Annotated in this window: 18 protein-coding genes and 1 pseudogene; 10 read left to right on the forward strand and 9 right to left on the reverse strand. The window is 66.1% G+C overall.

The features are described 5' to 3' along the window. Positions 1-98: 98 nt before the first annotated feature. Positions 99-266: pseudogene (locus tag G3N99_RS41940) on the reverse strand (murein transglycosylase); the annotation flags it as partial. Here G3N99_RS41940 and G3N99_RS18675 point away from each other — a divergent pair. Further along, positions 232-375, forward strand: coding sequence for a hypothetical protein (locus G3N99_RS18675; RefSeq protein WP_014898203.1), 144 nt, complete (start codon positions 232-234; stop codon positions 373-375). The pseudogene G3N99_RS41940 and the gene G3N99_RS18675 overlap by 35 nt on opposite strands. Positions 376-397: 22 nt before the next feature. Here G3N99_RS18675 and apaG read toward each other — a convergent pair whose 3' ends face one another. Next, complete coding sequence (apaG, locus tag G3N99_RS18680; RefSeq protein ID WP_011350820.1) at positions 398-772, reverse strand: Co2+/Mg2+ efflux protein ApaG; 375 nt, start codon at positions 770-772, stop codon at positions 398-400. Between the two features lie 178 nt (positions 773-950). On the opposite strand from apaG, the gene rpe reads away from it, so the two are divergent. The 8 genes from rpe (at position 951) to G3N99_RS18720 (ending at position 8265) form a co-directional block, all read left to right on the forward strand. Beyond that, entirely contained in the window at positions 951-1637 is a 687-nt protein-coding gene (gene rpe / locus G3N99_RS18685; protein ID WP_011883156.1) for a ribulose-phosphate 3-epimerase, read from the forward strand. Between the two features lie 4 nt (positions 1638-1641). Next, positions 1642-2406, forward strand: coding sequence for a phosphoglycolate phosphatase (locus G3N99_RS18690; protein WP_174939680.1), 765 nt, complete (start codon positions 1642-1644; stop codon positions 2404-2406). Positions 2407-2763: 357 nt separating this feature from the next. Then, a complete protein-coding gene (gene trpE, locus G3N99_RS18695; RefSeq protein WP_174939682.1) occupies positions 2764-4257 on the forward strand; it encodes an anthranilate synthase component I in 1494 nt (497 codons plus the stop codon). Positions 4258-4270: 13 nt separating this feature from the next. After that, on the forward strand, positions 4271-4861 hold the full coding sequence (locus G3N99_RS18700; protein WP_174939684.1) for an aminodeoxychorismate/anthranilate synthase component II: 591 nt from the start codon (positions 4271-4273) through the stop codon (positions 4859-4861). A 13-nt stretch (positions 4862-4874) separates the two neighbouring features. Further along, positions 4875-5906, forward strand: coding sequence for an anthranilate phosphoribosyltransferase (gene trpD / locus G3N99_RS18705; RefSeq protein WP_027788472.1), 1032 nt, complete (start codon positions 4875-4877; stop codon positions 5904-5906). A 29-nt stretch (positions 5907-5935) separates the two neighbouring features. Beyond that, a complete protein-coding gene (gene trpC, locus G3N99_RS18710; protein WP_174939686.1) occupies positions 5936-6721 on the forward strand; it encodes an indole-3-glycerol phosphate synthase TrpC in 786 nt (261 codons plus the stop codon). After that, the gene (locus tag G3N99_RS18715) at positions 6721-7347 is read left to right on the forward strand and encodes a CYTH domain-containing protein (protein ID WP_174939688.1); all 627 of its coding nucleotides are present in this window, start codon (positions 6721-6723) and stop codon (positions 7345-7347) included. The genes trpC and G3N99_RS18715 overlap by 1 nt, the downstream gene beginning before the upstream one ends. Before the next feature lie 12 nt (positions 7348-7359). Then, entirely contained in the window at positions 7360-8265 is a 906-nt protein-coding gene (locus G3N99_RS18720; RefSeq protein WP_206123154.1) for a uracil-DNA glycosylase, read from the forward strand. A gap of 119 nt (positions 8266-8384) precedes the next feature. On the opposite strand, the gene G3N99_RS18725 is transcribed toward G3N99_RS18720, so the two are convergent. From G3N99_RS18725 to G3N99_RS18740, 4 genes are all read right to left on the reverse strand, one after another. Continuing rightward, positions 8385-8981 (reverse strand): NAD(P)H-dependent oxidoreductase, encoded by a 597-nt coding sequence (locus G3N99_RS18725; RefSeq protein ID WP_174942306.1) that lies wholly within the window; start codon positions 8979-8981, stop codon positions 8385-8387. 147 nt (positions 8982-9128) lie between these two features. Continuing rightward, positions 9129-10928 carry a PDZ domain-containing protein gene (locus G3N99_RS18730; RefSeq protein WP_206123155.1) on the reverse strand — a complete coding sequence of 600 codons (1800 nt, stop codon included), beginning with the start codon at positions 10926-10928 and terminating at the stop codon, positions 9129-9131. 103 nt (positions 10929-11031) lie between these two features. Next, on the reverse strand, positions 11032-11760 hold the full coding sequence (locus G3N99_RS18735) for a DsbC family protein (protein ID WP_089424391.1): 729 nt from the start codon (positions 11758-11760) through the stop codon (positions 11032-11034). A 90-nt stretch (positions 11761-11850) separates the two neighbouring features. Further along, positions 11851-13029, reverse strand: coding sequence for a UbiH/UbiF family hydroxylase (locus tag G3N99_RS18740; protein ID WP_174939694.1), 1179 nt, complete (start codon positions 13027-13029; stop codon positions 11851-11853). A gap of 246 nt (positions 13030-13275) precedes the next feature. Here G3N99_RS18740 and ychF point away from each other — a divergent pair, with 246 nt between their 5' ends. Beyond that, complete coding sequence (gene ychF, locus G3N99_RS18745) at positions 13276-14370, forward strand: redox-regulated ATPase YchF (protein ID WP_174939696.1); 1095 nt, start codon at positions 13276-13278, stop codon at positions 14368-14370. 142 nt (positions 14371-14512) lie between these two features. On the opposite strand, the gene gabP is transcribed toward ychF, so the two are convergent. The 3 genes from gabP to G3N99_RS18760 form a co-directional block, all read right to left on the reverse strand. After that, entirely contained in the window at positions 14513-15904 is a 1392-nt protein-coding gene (gene gabP / locus G3N99_RS18750; RefSeq protein ID WP_174939698.1) for a GABA permease, read from the reverse strand. Between the two features lie 417 nt (positions 15905-16321). Next, positions 16322-16666, reverse strand: coding sequence for an MmcQ/YjbR family DNA-binding protein (locus G3N99_RS18755; protein WP_174984496.1), 345 nt, complete (start codon positions 16664-16666; stop codon positions 16322-16324). 81 nt (positions 16667-16747) lie between these two features. After that, positions 16748-17188: MFS transporter (locus G3N99_RS18760; protein ID WP_206123156.1), on the reverse strand; the 441-nt coding region annotated here is incomplete at its 5' end.

Genomic DNA, 17188 nt, shown 5'->3' on the forward strand with positions numbered 1-17188 from the left:
AATCATCTTGTGATATCTTACGTTTTAACTACTACCTCCACCCCCCAGATCTCCCCCTAGATATACCCTCTTCCCCTACCCGACGCTCTTCCGATCTGTGGCTTCAGCGACGACGTCCGCGTCGGCGCGCCACCGCACGCCGCAAGCAGCGCCGCTGCCGCGGCCGCCGCAACCCACCCGGCCACCCGGGGCCCAAACCACATACAATGTCCGTTCTTGATGGAAACCGCCATGTCAGATTTTCTCGACCAATATCCGATGCTCATCTTCGCGCTCGAAGCCTTCGTAGCGCTCGCCCTGCTGATCTTCATCGTCGTGTGGACGTCGTCGGGCAGAAAGAAGCACGCCCGCAACAACGACCGCCAGCCGCGCTAACGCACTGACGCGCTCCGCACGCTCAATGCAGCGTGCGCGGCATGTGCAGTGCGAACTCGTCGACCGGCGCCTCGAAACGCTCGCCGTCCTCCGCCACGCAGAAGTACGCGCCACGCATCGTGCCGACCGGCGTCGCGATCACGGCCCAGCTCGTGTACTCGAAGTGCTCGCCCGGCTGCAGCAGCGGCTGGTGCCCGACGACGCCGAGCCCCTTCACTTCCTGTACGTGGTTCTCGCTGTCCGTGATGATCCAGTGACGCGCGATCAACTGCGCCGCGACCTGTCCCGTGTTGCGGATCGTCAGCGTGTACGCGAATGCGTATTGACGGCGATCGGGGTCGGATTGTTCCGGCAAGTAGCTGGTTTTCACCGAAACGGTGAACTGATACTGACTCATGGTGTTTCCGCTGGAAGATGACTGCCCGCGCCGGCATGGGCAACGGGGCCGCGGGCGCGCCGCATTGGTTCGGCATTCTATGCGCAATCGGGCCTTGACCGCACGGCCCGCCGCCGCGCACCGGGTCGCCGAACGGTAGAATGGCGGTTTTGCGCCGCAACGTCCCCGCTCCCCTGCCATGACCCAATTTCGCATCGCTCCCAGCATCCTGTCGGCCGATTTCGCTCGGCTCGGTGAAGAAGTCCGCAACGTGGTCGCCGCCGGCGCCGACTGGATCCACTTCGACGTGATGGACAACCATTACGTGCCGAACCTGACCATCGGCCCGCTCGTGTGCGAAGCGATCCGCCCGCACGTGCAGGTGCCGATCGACGTGCACCTGATGGTGCGCCCGGTCGACCGGATCGTGCCCGATTTTGCGAAGGCCGGTGCAAACCTGATCAGCTTCCACCCGGAAGGCTCCGATCACATCGACCGCACGCTGTCGCTGATCCGCGACCACGGCTGCAAGGCCGGCCTGGTGTTCAACCCGGCCACGCCGCTGAACTACCTCGACCACGTGATGGATCGCCTCGACTTCGTGCTGCTGATGTCGGTCAACCCGGGCTTCGGCGGCCAGTCGTTCATTCCGGAAACGCTGAACAAACTGCGCGAAGCACGTGCACGCATCGACGCGTACACCGAGCGCACCGGCCGCGAGATCCTGCTCGAAGTCGACGGCGGCGTGAAAACCGACAACATCGCGGAAATCGCGGCAGCCGGAGCCGACACCTTCGTCGCGGGTTCGGCGATCTTCGGCAAGCCCGACTACCGCAAGGTGATCGACGAGATGCGCGCCGCGCTCGCTACCGTCGAGCGGAGCTGACGCCGTGGCCGACTCGTCGCTTGCCGGCCATGTGCCGGCCGGGGCCGCCACGGAAGCCGCCCCGATCCGCTTCGCCACGCCGCGCATCGATGCGGCGCTGATCGATCTCGACGGCACCATGGTCGATACGGCCGACGATTTCACGGCCGGCCTGAACGGGATGCTCGCGCAGCTCGGCGCGCCGACCACGTCGCGCGACGAGGTAATCGGCTACGTCGGCAAGGGCTCCGAACACCTGATCCAGAGCGTGCTGAAGCCGCGTTTCCCGGCTGACGAAGCGCACGCGCGCTTCGACGATGCGCTGGCGATTTACCAGATCGAGTACGCGAAGATCAACGGCCGCCACGCGCGCCTCTATCCGGACGTGGCCGCCGGCCTCGACGCGCTGCGCGCAGCCGGCATCCGGCTCGCGTGCGTGACGAACAAGCCGCATCGCTTCGCGGTCGAGCTGCTCGAGCAATACGGGCTGTCCGATTGCTTCGGCATCGTGCTCGGCGGAGACAGCGTCGCGCGCAAGAAGCCCGACCCGTTGCCGATGCTGACGGCCTGCAACGCGCTCGGCGTCGCACCGGATGCGGCAGTCGCGATCGGCGACTCGGAAAACGATGCGCTGGCAGGCCGCGCGGCCGGAATGGCGACGCTGACGGTGCCGTACGGCTACAACCATGGCAAAGCTATACAAACGATAAATTCGGATGGTATAGTCGATTCGTTGCTGGTCGCAGCTCGCGCGATCTCCGCGCACAACGCCGGCCGGCCAACCCTCTGATTATTTCTTCCATCTGCATGTTTCTGAATAAAAAACGGAGTCTGAGCAGCATCGACCGGGGAGCCTGGCCCTGGCGTCGCTGGTCGCGCTAACCTCTTCGATGAGGTACGCTGAAGCACGTCTTCAGCGCCGTTTTTTATCTCGCTGCGCATCCGCGCGCCGATCGTCGCACCACCTCGAGTTCTACCGCGTCCGAACGCTTGTGTTCAGGCTCGGCCGCAGGCTCGCGACGTTCACGCCCGGAGTGCCGGCCGGCAACAGGCACTTCTCGATCGACCGCCCTTTCGCCGACGGCAACCCGCGCAGCGTCAAGTGATCCCTGGCGCACGCGCCGCTCGTCCCGAACAGGACCGGAACATGACCGAACTCGAATTTCAATCGCTCGCGAACGAAGGCTACAACCGCATCCCGCTGATCGCGGAAGCCCTCGCCGATCTCGAAACGCCGCTGTCCCTCTACCTGAAGCTGGCCCAGCCCGAACGCTCGGGCGCCAACTCGTTCCTGCTCGAATCGGTGGTCGGCGGCGAACGCTTCGGCCGCTATTCGTTCATCGGCCTGCCCGCCCGTACGCTCGTGCGTACTCGCAACGGCGTGTCGGAAGTCGTGCGCGACGGCCAGGTCGTCGAGACCCATGACGGCGACCCGTTCCAGTTCATCGAATCGTTCCAGGCCCGCTTCAAGGTGGCGCAGCGCCCGGGCCTGCCGCGCTTCTGCGGCGGTCTCGCCGGCTATTTCGGCTACGACGCGGTGCGCTACATCGAGAAGAAGCTCGCGAACACCACGCCGCGTGACGATCTCGGCCTGCCCGATATCCAGTTGCTGCTGACCGAGGAAGTCGCGGTCATCGACAACCTCGCCGGCAAGCTGTACCTGATCATCTACGCGGACCCAAGCCAGGCCGAGGCCTATACGAAGGCGAAACAGCGCCTGCGCGAACTGAAGCAGCGCCTGCGCACGACCGTGCAGCCGCCCGTCACGTCGGCGAGCGTGCGCACCGAGACGTTCCGCGAGTTCAAGAAGGACGACTATCTGGCCGCCGTGCGCCAGGCGAAGGAATACATCGCGGCCGGCGAGCTGATGCAGATCCAGGTCGGCCAGCGTCTGACGAAGCCGTACCGCGACAATCCGCTGTCGCTGTATCGCGCGCTGCGTTCGCTGAACCCGTCGCCGTACATGTACTACTACAACTTCGGCGATTTCCATGTGGTCGGCGCATCGCCGGAAATCCTCGTGCGGCAGGAAAAGCGCGGCGAAGACCAGATCGTCACGATTCGCCCGCTCGCCGGCACGCGCCCGCGCGGCAACACGCCCGAGCGCGACGCGGAACTCGCGACCGAGCTGCTCAACGATCCGAAGGAGATCGCCGAGCACGTGATGCTGATCGACCTCGCGCGCAACGACGTCGGCCGCATTGCGCAAATCGGCTCGGTGCACGTGACCGACCAGATGGTCATCGAGAAATACTCGCACGTACAGCACATCGTCAGCTCGGTCGAAGGGAAGCTGAAGCCCGGCATGACGAACTACGACGTGCTGCGCGCGACGTTCCCGGCCGGCACGCTGTCCGGTGCGCCGAAGGTCCGTGCGATGGAACTGATCGACGAACTCGAGCCGGTCAAGCGCGGGCTGTACGGCGGCGCCGTCGGCTACCTGTCGTTCTCGGGCGAGATGGATCTCGCGATCGCGATTCGCACGGGCCTGATCCACAACGGCAACCTGTACGTGCAAGCGGCGGCCGGCGTCGTCGCGGATTCGGTGCCCGAATCCGAATGGCAAGAGACCGAGAACAAGGCGCGCGCGGTGCTGCGTGCGGCCGAACAGGTCCAGGACGGCCTCGATAGCGACTTCTGACCGGAGACTGACCATGCTGCTCATGATCGACAACTACGACTCGTTTACCTACAACCTGGTCCAGTACTTCGGCGAACTCGGCGAGGACGTGCGCACCTACCGCAACGACGAAATCACGCTCGACGAAATCGCGAGCCTGAATCCCGATGCGATCTGCCTGTCGCCCGGCCCGAGCAACCCGCAGCACGCGGGCATCACGCTCGACGTGCTGAAAGAATTCGCGGGCAAGAAGCCGATCCTCGGCGTCTGCCTCGGCCATCAGGCAATCGGCGAGGCCTTCGGCGGCCGCGTCGTGCGCGCGAAGACCATCATGCACGGCAAGGTGAGCAAGATCGAAACCGACTGCCGCGGTGTATTCGCCGACCTGCCGAAGCACTTCGACGTCACGCGCTATCACTCGCTCGCGATCGAGCGTGAATCGCTGCCCGACTGCCTCGAGGTGTCCGCGTGGACCGACGACGGTGAAATCATGGGCGTGCGCCACAAGACGCTGCCGGTCGAAGGTGTGCAGTTCCACCCGGAATCGATCCTGTCCGAGCATGGCCACGCGCTGCTCGAGAATTTCCTGAAGCAGGCGCGCGCCGCGGCCGCGCAAGCCGCCTGACGGGAGCCTCACGATGACGATTACCCCGCAGGAAGCGCTGCAGCGCACGATCGAACACCGCGAAATCTTCCACGACGAGATGCTGCACCTGATGCGGCTCATCATGCGCGGCGACATGTCGCCCGTGATGGCAGCCGCGATCATCACCGGGCTGCGCGTGAAGAAGGAGACGATCGGCGAGATCGCCGCCGCCGCGACCGTGATGCGCGAATTCGCGAACCACGTCGAGGTGCAGGACAACTCGAACTTCGTCGACATCGTCGGCACCGGCGGCGACGGCTCGCACACGTTCAACATCTCGACCGCGTCGATGTTCGTCACGGCCGCGGCCGGCGCGAAAGTCGCGAAGCATGGCAACCGCGGCGTATCGAGCAAGTCCGGCAGCGCCGACGTGCTCGAAGCGCTCGGCGTGAACATCGACCTGCAGTCCGAGCAGGTTGCCGCATCGATCGCCGAAACGGGCATGGGCTTCATGTTCGCGCCGAACCATCACCCGGCGATGAAGAACATCGCGGCCGTGCGCCGCGAGCTCGGCGTGCGCACGATCTTCAACATCCTCGGCCCGCTGACCAATCCGGCCGGCGCGCCGAACCAGCTGATGGGCGTGTTCCACCCCGACCTCGTCGGCATCCAGGTGCGCGTGATGCAGCGTCTGGGCGCGCAACACGTGCTCGTCGTGTACGGCAAGGACGGGATGGACGAGGTATCGCTCGGCGCGGCAACGCTCGTCGGCGAGCTGCGCGACGGCAAGGTGCACGAATACGAGATCCATCCGGAAGACTTCGGCCTGCAGATGGTGTCGAACCGCACGCTGAAGGTTGAAAATGCCGACGAATCGCGCACGATGCTGCTCGGCGCGCTGGACAACCAGCCGGGCGTCGCGCGCGAGATCGTCACGCTGAACGCCGGCACTGCGCTCTATGCGGCGAACGTCGCCGAATCGATCGCGGACGGCATCCAGCTCGCCCGCGAAGCGATCGCGAGCGGCAAGGCCCGCGCGAAAGTCGATGAACTCGTGCGCTTCACGCAGCAGTTCAAGCGCTGACTCCCCTTACGAATCAAGCAGGAATCCCCATGAGCGACATTCTCGACCGAATCATCGCCGTCAAGCGCGAAGAAGTCGCGGCGGCCATGCGCAGCGCGCCGCTCGAGGCACTGAAACTGGAAGCATCCGCGCGCGACCTGCGCGACTTCGTCGGCGCACTGCGCGCGAAGCATGCGGCCGGCCACGCGGCCGTGATTTCCGAAATCAAGAAAGCCAGCCCGTCGAAAGGCGTGCTGCGCGAGCATTTCGTGCCGGCCGACATCGCGCGTTCGTATGCGGAGCACGGCGCCGCATGCCTGTCGGTACTGACCGACGAGCAGTTCTTCCAGGGCAGCGTTCGCTACCTCGAGGAAGCGCGCGCGGCCTGCACGCTGCCGGTGCTGCGCAAGGACTTCATCGTCGACGCGTACCAGATCATGGAAGCGCGCGCGATGGGCGCCGACGCGATCCTGCTGATCGCCGCCGCGCTCGACACGCCGCTGATGCAGGATCTCGAAGCATATGCGCACTCGCTCGGCCTCGCAGTGCTGGTCGAAGTACACGACCGCAACGAGATGGAACAGGCGCTGACGCTCAAGACGCCGCTGCTCGGCATCAACAACCGCAATCTGCGTACGTTCGAGACGTCGATCCAGACCACGCTCGACATGCTCGACATGATTCCGTCGGACCGCATCGTCGTGACCGAGTCGGGCATCCTGTCGCGCATCGACGTCGACACGATGCGGGCGGCGAACGTGAACACGTTCCTCGTCGGCGAAGCGTTCATGCGCGCCGACCAGCCGGGCGAAGAGCTGGCACGGATGTTCTTCTGATGGCGATCGAAAAGGAAATCAAGCTCGCACTGCCGGCCGGCCAGGCCGACGCCGCGCGACGCTTCTTCGAGACGCTGACCGGCGAACCCGGTCACGACATCACGCTCGCGAACGTCTATTACGACACGCCCGATCTCGCGCTGGCCCGCTCGAAGAGCGCAGTGCGCGTGCGCCGCGCGCCGCAAGGCTGGCTGCAGACGTTCAAGACGGTCGGCAGCGCGGAAGGCGGCCTGCATCGCCGCCACGAATGGGAACTGCCGGTCGCCGGCGACGCGCTCGAGATCGATGCGCTCGTCGCGGCCTGCGACGTGCCGGAAGCCGCCGCCGCGCTGAATGACGCGGCCGGTACGCTGTCGGCGCTGTTCCGCACGGATTTTTCGCGTACGCTGTGGCGCATCGCAATCGGCGGCGCAACCGTGGAAGCCGCGGTGGACCTCGGCGAGATCGTCGTCCAGGCGGAACACGAAACGCGCCGCGAACCGATCAGCGAAATCGAACTCGAACTGATCGACGGCCCGGAAGCGGCGCTCGCAACGCTCGCCGCCGAACTGCAGCAAGCGCTGCCGGGCCTCGCTCCCGACAACATCAGCAAGGCGCAGCGCGGCTACCGGCTGCGCGCGCAATAACCCGCATCACGCATGGCAACCCGCAAGACTTCCCGCGCGCCGCAACAGGCGTCGCTGTTCGACGATCCCGTGCCGGAAACGGCACCGACCGAGATTCCGTCCCCGGCGCCCGAAGCGCCCGCGGCCGGACGCAAGCCCGCAAAGAAAACCGCTGCTCCGGCTGCGGCCCCGACGGCGCCGCAGCCCGCGGCCGCCAACGTCCCGCACCTCGCCGCACAATTCGACGCGCTGCCGACCGTCTGGCGCGACGTGCTGAAACCCTTTACCGACAGCGACGCGTACGCGCCGCTGTGCCGCTTCGTCGATGACGAGCGTGCGGCCGGCAAGATGGTCTACCCGACCGACGTGTTCCGCGCGCTGCGCCTGACGAGCCCGGACGACGTGAAAGTCGTGATCCTCGGCCAGGATCCGTACCACGGCGACGATCGCGGCACGCCGCAGGCGCACGGGCTCGCGTTCTCGGTGCCGCCGGCCGTGCGCACCCCGCCGTCGCTGCGCAACATCTTCAAGGAAATCGCCGCGAACTTCGGTCATGACACGCCGCGCCACGGCTGCCTCGACACCTGGGCGCGTCAGGGCGTGCTGCTGCTCAACACGGTGCTGACGGTCGAGCGCGGTGCCGCCGCGAGCCATGCGAAGCGCGGCTGGGAGCAGTGCACGGACACGCTGATCCGCGAACTCGCCGGTCGCCATCGCGGGCTCGTCTTCATGCTGTGGGGCGCACATGCCCAGGCGAAGCGCGCGCTGTTCGACGCGAGCGCACACTGCGTGCTCGAGGCGCCGCATCCGTCGCCGCTGTCCGCGCACCGCGGCTTCCTCGGCTGCCGCCATTTCGCGCTCGCGAACGACTATCTGGTCGAGGCAGACCGCGAACCGATCGACTGGCGCCTGCCGGAAGTGGCCGAAACGCTCGCATAACGGCCGCGCCGCCGATTCTTTCGGCCACGCCAGCCGGCATGCAAAAACGCCGCGCCCCTTTCGGGACGCGGCGTTTTTTTATCGGACGACGCAGCGGGTGCGGCGCACCCGCATCGACCTTACGCGGCGGCGATCGCTTCGCGTGCGCCGGCCAGCGCGGCGCTTTGCGCATCCGGGCCGAGGTTCAGGCCTTCCGCGAAGATGAAGTTCACGTCGGTCATGCCGACGAAGCCGAGGAACGTACGCAGGTACGGGGTCTGGCTGTCGTTCGGCGTACCGGCGTACTTGCCGCCACGGGCCGTCACCACGTGAACCTTCTTGCCCTTGATCAGGCCTTCCGGACCGTTCTCGGTATAGCGGAACGTGACGCCTGCACGTGCGATCCAGTCGAAGTACGTCTTCAGTTGCGACGAGATGCCGAAGTTGTACATCGGTGCGCCGATCACGATGACGTCGGCTGCTTGCAGCTCGGCGATCAGTGCATCGCTCTTCGCGACGATCGCATTCTGTTCCGCGGTGCGCTTGTCGGCCGGCGTGAAGAACGCGCCGAGCACCGATTCATCGAGGTGCGGCAGTGCATCGGCCAGCAAGTCGCGAACCACGACCTTCGCGCCGAGGTTCGATTGTTGCAGCTTTGCCGTCAGTTCGTTGGCCAGCAGCGTGGATTGCGCACCTTGCGAACGTGCAGCGGAATTGATTTGCAGAATGGTCGTCATGTCAGGCTCCAGTAGGGTTGCGCTTTGGTAGCGCGAGTGACGCCATTGTGCGTGGCCGCATGTCCGCGAAAAAGCGGGTTCAAGGCGACGGATTGTTGCAGCAGCAGAACAATCCTCGATCGCGCCCCGATACCCGCTTCAGACCGTTCAACCCTTCAGCCAGGCCTCCCGGGCCTTCGAGACCGCAGCCGGCTTCGCCGCCGCCGTCAGCCGGTAGCGCGTGACTTCCGGGCCGTCGAGCTTCAGTTTCGCGGTGCGCAGCTCGTCGCGCCGGAACGCGTGAACCTCGACCTTGTCACCCGGCCGGTAGCGCGCGAGCAGTGCGTCGAGGTTGGTGCCCGTGACGCGCAGCCCGTCGACCGCGATCAGCGTGTCGCCAGCCGACAGCCCCGCGCGATGCGCGGCGCCGCCTTCGTAGACGGCCGCGAACGTGCAGTCCGCGCCGCCGCGCAGGCGCGCGCCGATCGTCGGTTTCGCAGTCGCGCCGTTCGCGACATCGGGCGCGAGCGTCACGCCGAACGGTTCGAGCAGCTCGGCGAGCGGCAGATCACGCGTGCCGTGCACGGCATCGGCGAACAGGCGGCCGAGCGCGACGCCCGTCGCCGCTTCGATCAGCGACTCGACTTCGTTTTCCTCGACGCCCGCCTGCTTGCCGCGGTAGAAATCGCGGCCGTAGCGCTGCCACAGCAGACGCATCACGTCGTCGAGCGACTTCTTGTTGCGCGTCTGCGCGCGGATCGCGAGATCGAAGGCGAGCGCGACGAGCGAACCCTTCGTGTAGTAGCTGACGATCGCGTTGGTCGCGTTCTCGTCCTGGCGGTAGTACTTGATCCACGCGTCGAACGAGCTTTCCGCGACGCTCTGCTTCAGGCGCCCCGTGCCGCGCAGCACGCCGCCGACCGTACGGCCGAGCGCCGCGAAATACTCGTCCTGCGACATCAGCCCGCTGCGCACCAGCATCAGGTCGTCGTAATACGACGTGAAGCCTTCGAACAGCCACAGCAGCGACGTGTAGTTTTCCTTCGACAGGTCGTACGGCACGAACGCCGCCGGCTTGATGCGCTTCACGTTCCACGTATGGAAGTACTCGTGGCTGCAGAGACCGAGATACGTGCGATAGCCTTCCGTCGTTTCGGACCGCCCCTTCACCGGCAGGTCGGTGCGGTTGCAGATCAGCGCGGTTGACGCGCGATGCTCGAGGCCACCGTAGCCGTCGCTGACCGCCAGCGTCATGAACACGTAGCGGTCCATCGGCGCTTTCTTCGATTTCGGCTCGAACAGCGCGATCTGCGCTTCGCACACGCGCTTCAGGTCGGTACGCAGGCGCTCCATGTCGAGCTGCGTCACGCGCCCCGCGATCACGATGTCGTGCGGCACGCCGTGCGCGTCGAACGTCGCGAGCGCGAATTCGCCGATCGTCACCGGATGGTCGGAGAGCTCGTCGTAGTTCGATGCGCGATATGCACCGAACCCGTAGCGCTTGGTGCCGCGTCCCTCGGGCAGCGACGTACCGACGCGCCACGCGCGGAACGCCGCGCCGGCCGGCTTCGCGATGTCGACTTCACACGGCGCGTCCTCGCGTCCGGCGACGCTCAGGAACACGGCCGTCGCGTTGAAGAAGCCGCCCGCTTCGTCGAGATACGCGGAGCGCACCGACAGGTCCCATGCATACACGTCGTAGCGCAGCGTCAGCGCGCCGTTCACGGGTGCAGCCTGCCACGTGTGCTTGTCGGTCTTCGCGATCCGCACCTTGCGGCCCGCGTCGTTGAATGCGCCGAGCGTCACGATGTTGCGCGCGAACTCGCGCACGAGGTAGCTGCCCGGAATCCACACCGGCAGCGAAAAACGCTGGCCTTCGGGATCGGGATCGGTGACCGTCACCGACACTTCGAACAGGTGCGCGGCAAGATCTTTCGGGACAATCGAATAGCGGATCGGCTGGGTCATCGTGGCAATCGGTCGGTCGAATACGGCGGCGGAAACGAAGAAAGGCGCCGGCAGATGCGGGCGCCCCTCGCTGGCCAGGCCATGCGGCCCGGCGTGTAGTCGGTTACTTGCTCGAGGCGAGCGCCTGGTTGAGCTGGTCGGCCGACACGGCGCCCGGCAGGCGGCGGCCGTCCGGCAGGAAGATCGTCGGCGTGCCGGTGACATTCATCCCGCGGCCGAGCGCGAGGTTCTTGTCGAGCGCGGTGGTATCGCAGGTACCGGCGCCGGACGGTGCGCGATGGTCGAGCATCCAGCCCTGCCACGTTTTCGCGCGGTCGGTCGCACACCAGATCGCCTTCGACTTCGCGGTCGAATCCGGCGACAGCACCGGGTACAGGAACGTGTAGACGGTCACGTTGTCGACCGACTGCAGCGTCGTCTCGAGCTTCTTGCAGTACGGGCAGTTCGGATCGGAGAACACCGCGATCTTGCGGGCGCCGTTGCCCTTGACGACCTTGATCGCATTCGCGAACGGCAGGCTCGCGAAATCGATCTTGTTGATTTCGGACAGGCGCGCGTCGGTCAGGTTCTTGTGCGTCTTGGTGTCGACGAGATCGCCGAGCAGCACGTAATCGCCAGCCGCATCGCTATAGATGATCTGCGAGCCGAGGTTCACTTCGTAAAGGCCGGCGACCGGCGCTTTCGACACGCTCTTGATCGGCGCGTCGCTGCCGAGGCGGGCCTGCAGCGTCGCTTTCAGCTTGTCGGTGGTCTGGTCGGCCTGCGCGGTGCAGCCAAGCGTCGCCATCGTGACGGCCAGCGCCAGCGACGCGATGCGGATCGTTTTTTTCATCGAAATCTTCCTTCAGCTCAATCGGTGTGCACGGCACAGTGTACGCCGTAACGGAACCGTGTCCGACCGGCGAAGCGGCCGAAGGTTCGATCAGCCGAGCGCGGCCGACACGAGCCAGCGCTTCACGAGCGGCTGCGCGCCGACGAAGGCCATACCCGCGTTGCGCACGGCCTTCGCGAGCGAGCCCGGCACCGCGAACAGCCGCTGCAGCCCGTCGGTCGCGACCATCAGCGCGCGGATGTCCTCGCGGCGCGAACGCTCGTAGCGGCGCAGCAGCACCGTATCGCCGAGGTTGCGGAAGCTCTCCTTCCCCGCGATCGCATCGGCGAGCGCCGCGACGTCGCGCAGCCCGAGGTTCATCCCCTGTCCCGCGAGCGGGTGGATCAGGTGCGCGGCATCGCCGACGAGCGCGACGCGCGGCGCGATCAGCTTGTCGACCGTCTGCAGCGCCAGCGGGAAGCCGGCAGCCGGCGTCACGCAGTCGAGCGTGCCGACCTGGCCATGCGACAGGCGCTCGACCTCGGCCGCAAGCTGCGCCGAGTCGAGTGCGAGCAATTCGTCCGCATGCGCGGTGTGCGCGGACCAGACGAGCGACACATGGCCGTCCGGCAGCGGCAGCAGTGCGACGATCTCGCCTTCGTGGAACCACTGGTAGGCCGTCTCACGGTGCGGCAGCGACGCCTTGAAGTTCGCGACGACGCCGGTTTGCCGGTAATCGCGCCGCTCGACTTTGGCCCCCATTTGCGAGCGCACCCACGAATGCGCGCCGTCCGCGCCGACGACGAGATCCGCTTCGAGCACCTGCCCCGACGACAGCGTGAGCACGGCCGCGTCGTCGCGCACGTCGAAGCCCTGTGCGCGCGCATCGAACCACGTGAGATTCGGCTGGAACCGCAGCGCGGCGTCGAGCGACGCCTCGACCAGCGACGATTCGGCGATCCACGCGAGCTGCGGCACGGAAGCCTGGTACGCGGAGAAATGCAGTTCCGCGTGCGCATCGCCGTACACGCGCATGTCGTAGACCGGTGCGAGCCGGCTGTGATCGAGCGCCTGCCAGACCCGCAGCCGCTCGAGCAAGGCCTGCGAACTGGAGGACAGTGCGTAGACGCGCGTGTCGAATGCGAGATCGGCGGGGCGCGGCGTGGCCGGCTGGGCGAGCAAGGCTGTCTTGTAGCCGGACTGGGTCAGCGCGAGCGCGGCCGTCTTGCCGACGAGCCCGCCGCCGACCACGGCGACGTCGAAGGTGTGGTGGGCAGTCATGGCGGGCATTATAGCCGCGGGGCCAAACCCTTACGCGGCCGGACTTTGCGGGAAATCAGCAGAATCGCAGGCCGATGCGGCAGCGCGGCGGCCCGCCGCATCGGCCGTTCGGCGCCAGCCCGGAATCCGGGGCGTCGGCACGGTACAATAGCGTCTTTGACCGTCGGCCCGCCGCCTCCCAAGCGCCGGCCGCCCTTTTTTCCCGCGCCGCCGTGCCCTGTCCGGCCGCGCCGCCTTACCCGTCCGAAGGATTCCATGAGTCTCAAATGCGGCATCGTCGGCTTGCCCAACGTCGGCAAGTCCACCCTGTTCAATGCGCTGACCAAGGCCGGCATCGCCGCCGAGAACTACCCGTTCTGCACGATCGAGCCGAACGTCGGCATCGTCGAAGTGCCCGATACGCGCCTGAAGGCGCTCTCCGAGATCGTCAAGCCGGAACGTGTCGTGCCGGCCATCGTCGAATTCGTCGACATCGCGGGCCTCGTCGCGGGCGCGAGCAAGGGTGAAGGCCTCGGTAACCAGTTCCTCGCGAACATCCGCGAAACCGACGCAATCACGCACGTCGTGCGCTGCTTCGAGGACGAGAACGTCATTCACGTCGCCGGCAAGGTCAGCCCGATCGACGACATCGAAGTGATCAACACCGAACTCGCGCTCGCCGACCTCGGCACCGTCGAGAAGGCGCTCACGCGCTATTCGAAGGCTGCGAAGTCGGGCAACGACAAGGAAGCGGCGAAGCTCGTCGCGGTGCTCGAGAAGGTGCGCGCGCAGCTCGACCAGGGCAAGGCCGTGCGCGGCCTCGCGCTGTCGGATGACGAAGAAGCACTGCTCAAGCCGTTCTGCCTGATCACCGCGAAGCCGGCGATGTACGTCGCCAACGTGAAGGACGACGGTTTCGAGAACAACCCGCACCTCGACGTGGTCCGCAAGTACGCGGAAAGCGAGAATGCGCCGGTCGTGGCCGTGTGTGCGGCGATCGAGGCGGAAATCGCCGATCTCGACGATGCGGACAAGGAAGCGTTCCTCGCCGACATGGGCATGGAAGAGCCGGGCCTCGACCGCGTGATCCGTGCTGGCTTCAAGCTGCTCGGCCTGCAGACCTACTTCACCGCGGGTGTGAAGGAAGTGCGCGCGTGGACGATCCATATCGGCGACACGGCGCCGCAGGCGGCCGGCGTGATCCACACCGACTTCGAGCGCGGCTTCATCCGCGCGCAGACGATCTCGTTCGACGACTACGTCACGTACAAGGGCGAGCAAGGCGCGAAGGAAGCCGGGAAGATGCGCGCGGAAGGGAAGGAATATGTCGTGCACGACGGCGACGTGATGAACTTCCTGTTCAACGTCTGACAGCTGCATCGGCCGATGCCGTGCGCTACGCATGGCATCGCGCAACGCGTGCTCCGGCACGAAAAAAAATGGCCCGACCGGCAAATGCCGATCGGGCCATTTTTCATGACGCGGGCTTTCCGCCCGCCATCACTTCACTCCATCACGTCGCCGACACGCGCCGCCCTTCACTCGCCTGCGCATCACGACCACGCTTGTTCAGCCACGACGCCAGCAGCACGATCAACGCCAACACAGCCGTCGCCCCCACTTCCATCCGGTGATCCTCACTGACGAGCATCACGGTAAGCGTGCCGCAGATGAACAGGATCACCAACCACGTGAGCCACGGGAACAACCACATCCGCAGCGTCAGGTCCGCGCCGGTCGATTCCAGCGTCTTGCGCATCCGCAGTTGCGAAATCGCGATCACGAGATACACGAGCAGCGCGATCGCGCCCGACGTCGCCAGCAGGAAGCCGAACACCTGCTCCGGCATCAGGTAGTTCGCGATCACGGTCACGAAACCGAACGCGGTCGATGCGAGCACGGCCGCGCGCGGCGTGCCGGTGGAATCGGTGCGGTGCAGGAACGCGGGTGCATCCTTGCGCTTGGACAGCGAGAACAGCATCCGCGATGCGGTGTACAGCGCCGAATTCAGGCAGCTCGCGACCGACACGAGCACGATCACGTCGATGATCGCCTTCGCGTTCGGGACGCCGATCAGCTCCATCGCGCGCTGATACGAGCCGTGCGTCGGCAGCAGCGGGTCGTTCCACGGCACGATGGCCGCGACGACGAGAATCGAGCCGAGATAGAACAGCGTGATACGCCAGATCACCGAATTCGTCGCACGCACGATCTGGCGTTGCGGGTTGTCCGATTCGGCGGCCGCGATCGTCACGATCTCGGTGCCGAGGAACGAGAACATCGTCGTCAGCATCGCAGCGAGCACCGCACTCGCACCGTGCGGCATGAAACCGTCGTGCGCGAACAGGTTCGACACGCCCGACACGGCGGGGGCGGGAATGATGCCGACGATCGCCGCGCCGCCGATGCACAGGAACACGACGATCGCGACGACCTTGATCAGCGCGAACCAGAATTCGAATTCGCCGTAGTTCTTGACCGAGAACAGGTTGGTTACCGTCAGCACCAGCGTGATGCCGAGCGCGAAGATCCAGGTCGCGACGGAAGGGAACCATGCATTGAGGATGGTCGCGGCGGCGGTCGCCTCGATCGGAATCACGAGCACCCAGAACCACCAGTACAGCCAGCCGATCGAGAAACCGGCCCAATGGCCGATCGCGCGATCGGCATAGGTGGAGAACGAACCGCTGTCCGGATGCGCAACGGCCATTTCGCCGAGCATGCGCATCACCAGCACGACCAGCACGCCCGCGATCGCATACGCAAGGATCGACGCCGGGCCGGCTTCGGCGATGGCGTGGCCGGAGCCGACGAACAGGCCCGCGCCGATCACGCCGGCAATCGACATCATCGTCACGTGCCGCTGCTTCAGGCCCGTACCGAGGCCTGTGTTGCTTCCACTCATCTGTCTCTCTCCAAAAAACGGTTCCGGTATGGCCGGGTATCGCGTGAAGGCAGCACGGGGAATTGTGGTTCTTGGGCCGGGCCGGATGCGGCGCGTGCACGGGATGCAGGCGCTCAGCCGGATCGGGGGCCGTTCCGGAACGGTGCGCGACGCAGTCTGCGAAGCTGCGGGTGCGATGCGGCGCGCAGGGCGCCGGCGCATCGCGTGCGCCCTTTCCGTCGGCTTTCGTCAGCTGCCTTCGAAGCGAAGGAGTGTAAGCATCAAACGGTTCGTCACTAAGAACCAATTGAAGAATTTCGATGGAACCACTTGTTGCATCGACGTCGATCGATGCAACGCTTGTACCCGTTTCCGGTGATTCGCGAGCGCGCCGAAAGCATCCGACGAGGCCGGGTCAGCCAGACTGCAACGGGCGCGTCAGCGCGTGCCGCGCACCATCTCGTCGCGCCATTTGGCAGGAACGACGGCCTGCCATTCTCGCAGAAGCAGGTTTTTCACGGCGTCCGGATGGGCCGCCGACAGCCGCACCAGAACGATCGGCCAGCCGACGTAGTGATCCGTCACGTAATACACGTCGGGTTCCGATTCGATCAGCCACGCACGCTCGTCGGGGCCGACGCCTTTCACGACGAGCGTGTCGCCGTCCTCGCGCAGCCGCGCGAGCATCTTGCCCTTCACCCTGAGTGCGGGCGTGCCGTACGACGTGCCTTCCTCGACGCCGCGCCACGCCAGTGCGATCTGCCGGACTTCGTCGAATGTCATGGGGCCTCCCGGCTGGATGCCTTCGTTTCACGATCCGGCCACCCTACCGGAATTCGCGACGGCGCACCGGCCGAAACGCGCCTATCCGCGCGCCGCACGTGCGGCCGTCGACGCACGCCCTGTCGTCGCAACGATCGCGAAGGCGATCGCATTGGCGGCGGCGCTGGCCAGGATCGGCACGAGATAGCCGCCGCCCGCGTCGTAGATGAAGCCGGCCGCGGTGGGCCCGATCAGCGTGCCGAATGCGACGCTCGTATAAAGCACGCCGATGATCCCGCTCACGTTGCGGCCACCGAAATAGTCCATCACGACCGCCGGCAGCACCGCGACCCAGCCGCCGTAGAACACGCCGAACACGAGTGCGAACGCCGCAAGCGTCGCGACGGTGCCGGCGCCGGCCCACGCGACGAGCGCGACGGCCATGCCCGCGAACATCGCGAGCAGCGATGTGCGGCGGCCGAAGCGATCGGCGAGGCCGCCGAGGAAGAAGCGGCCGGCCGTGCTGCCGACGCCGATCGCGCC

Origin of the sequence: Burkholderia sp. Ac-20392 (genome assembly GCF_017104585.1) — a bacterium.
In the GTDB taxonomy this organism is placed as follows: domain Bacteria; phylum Pseudomonadota; class Gammaproteobacteria; order Burkholderiales; family Burkholderiaceae; genus Burkholderia; species Burkholderia lata.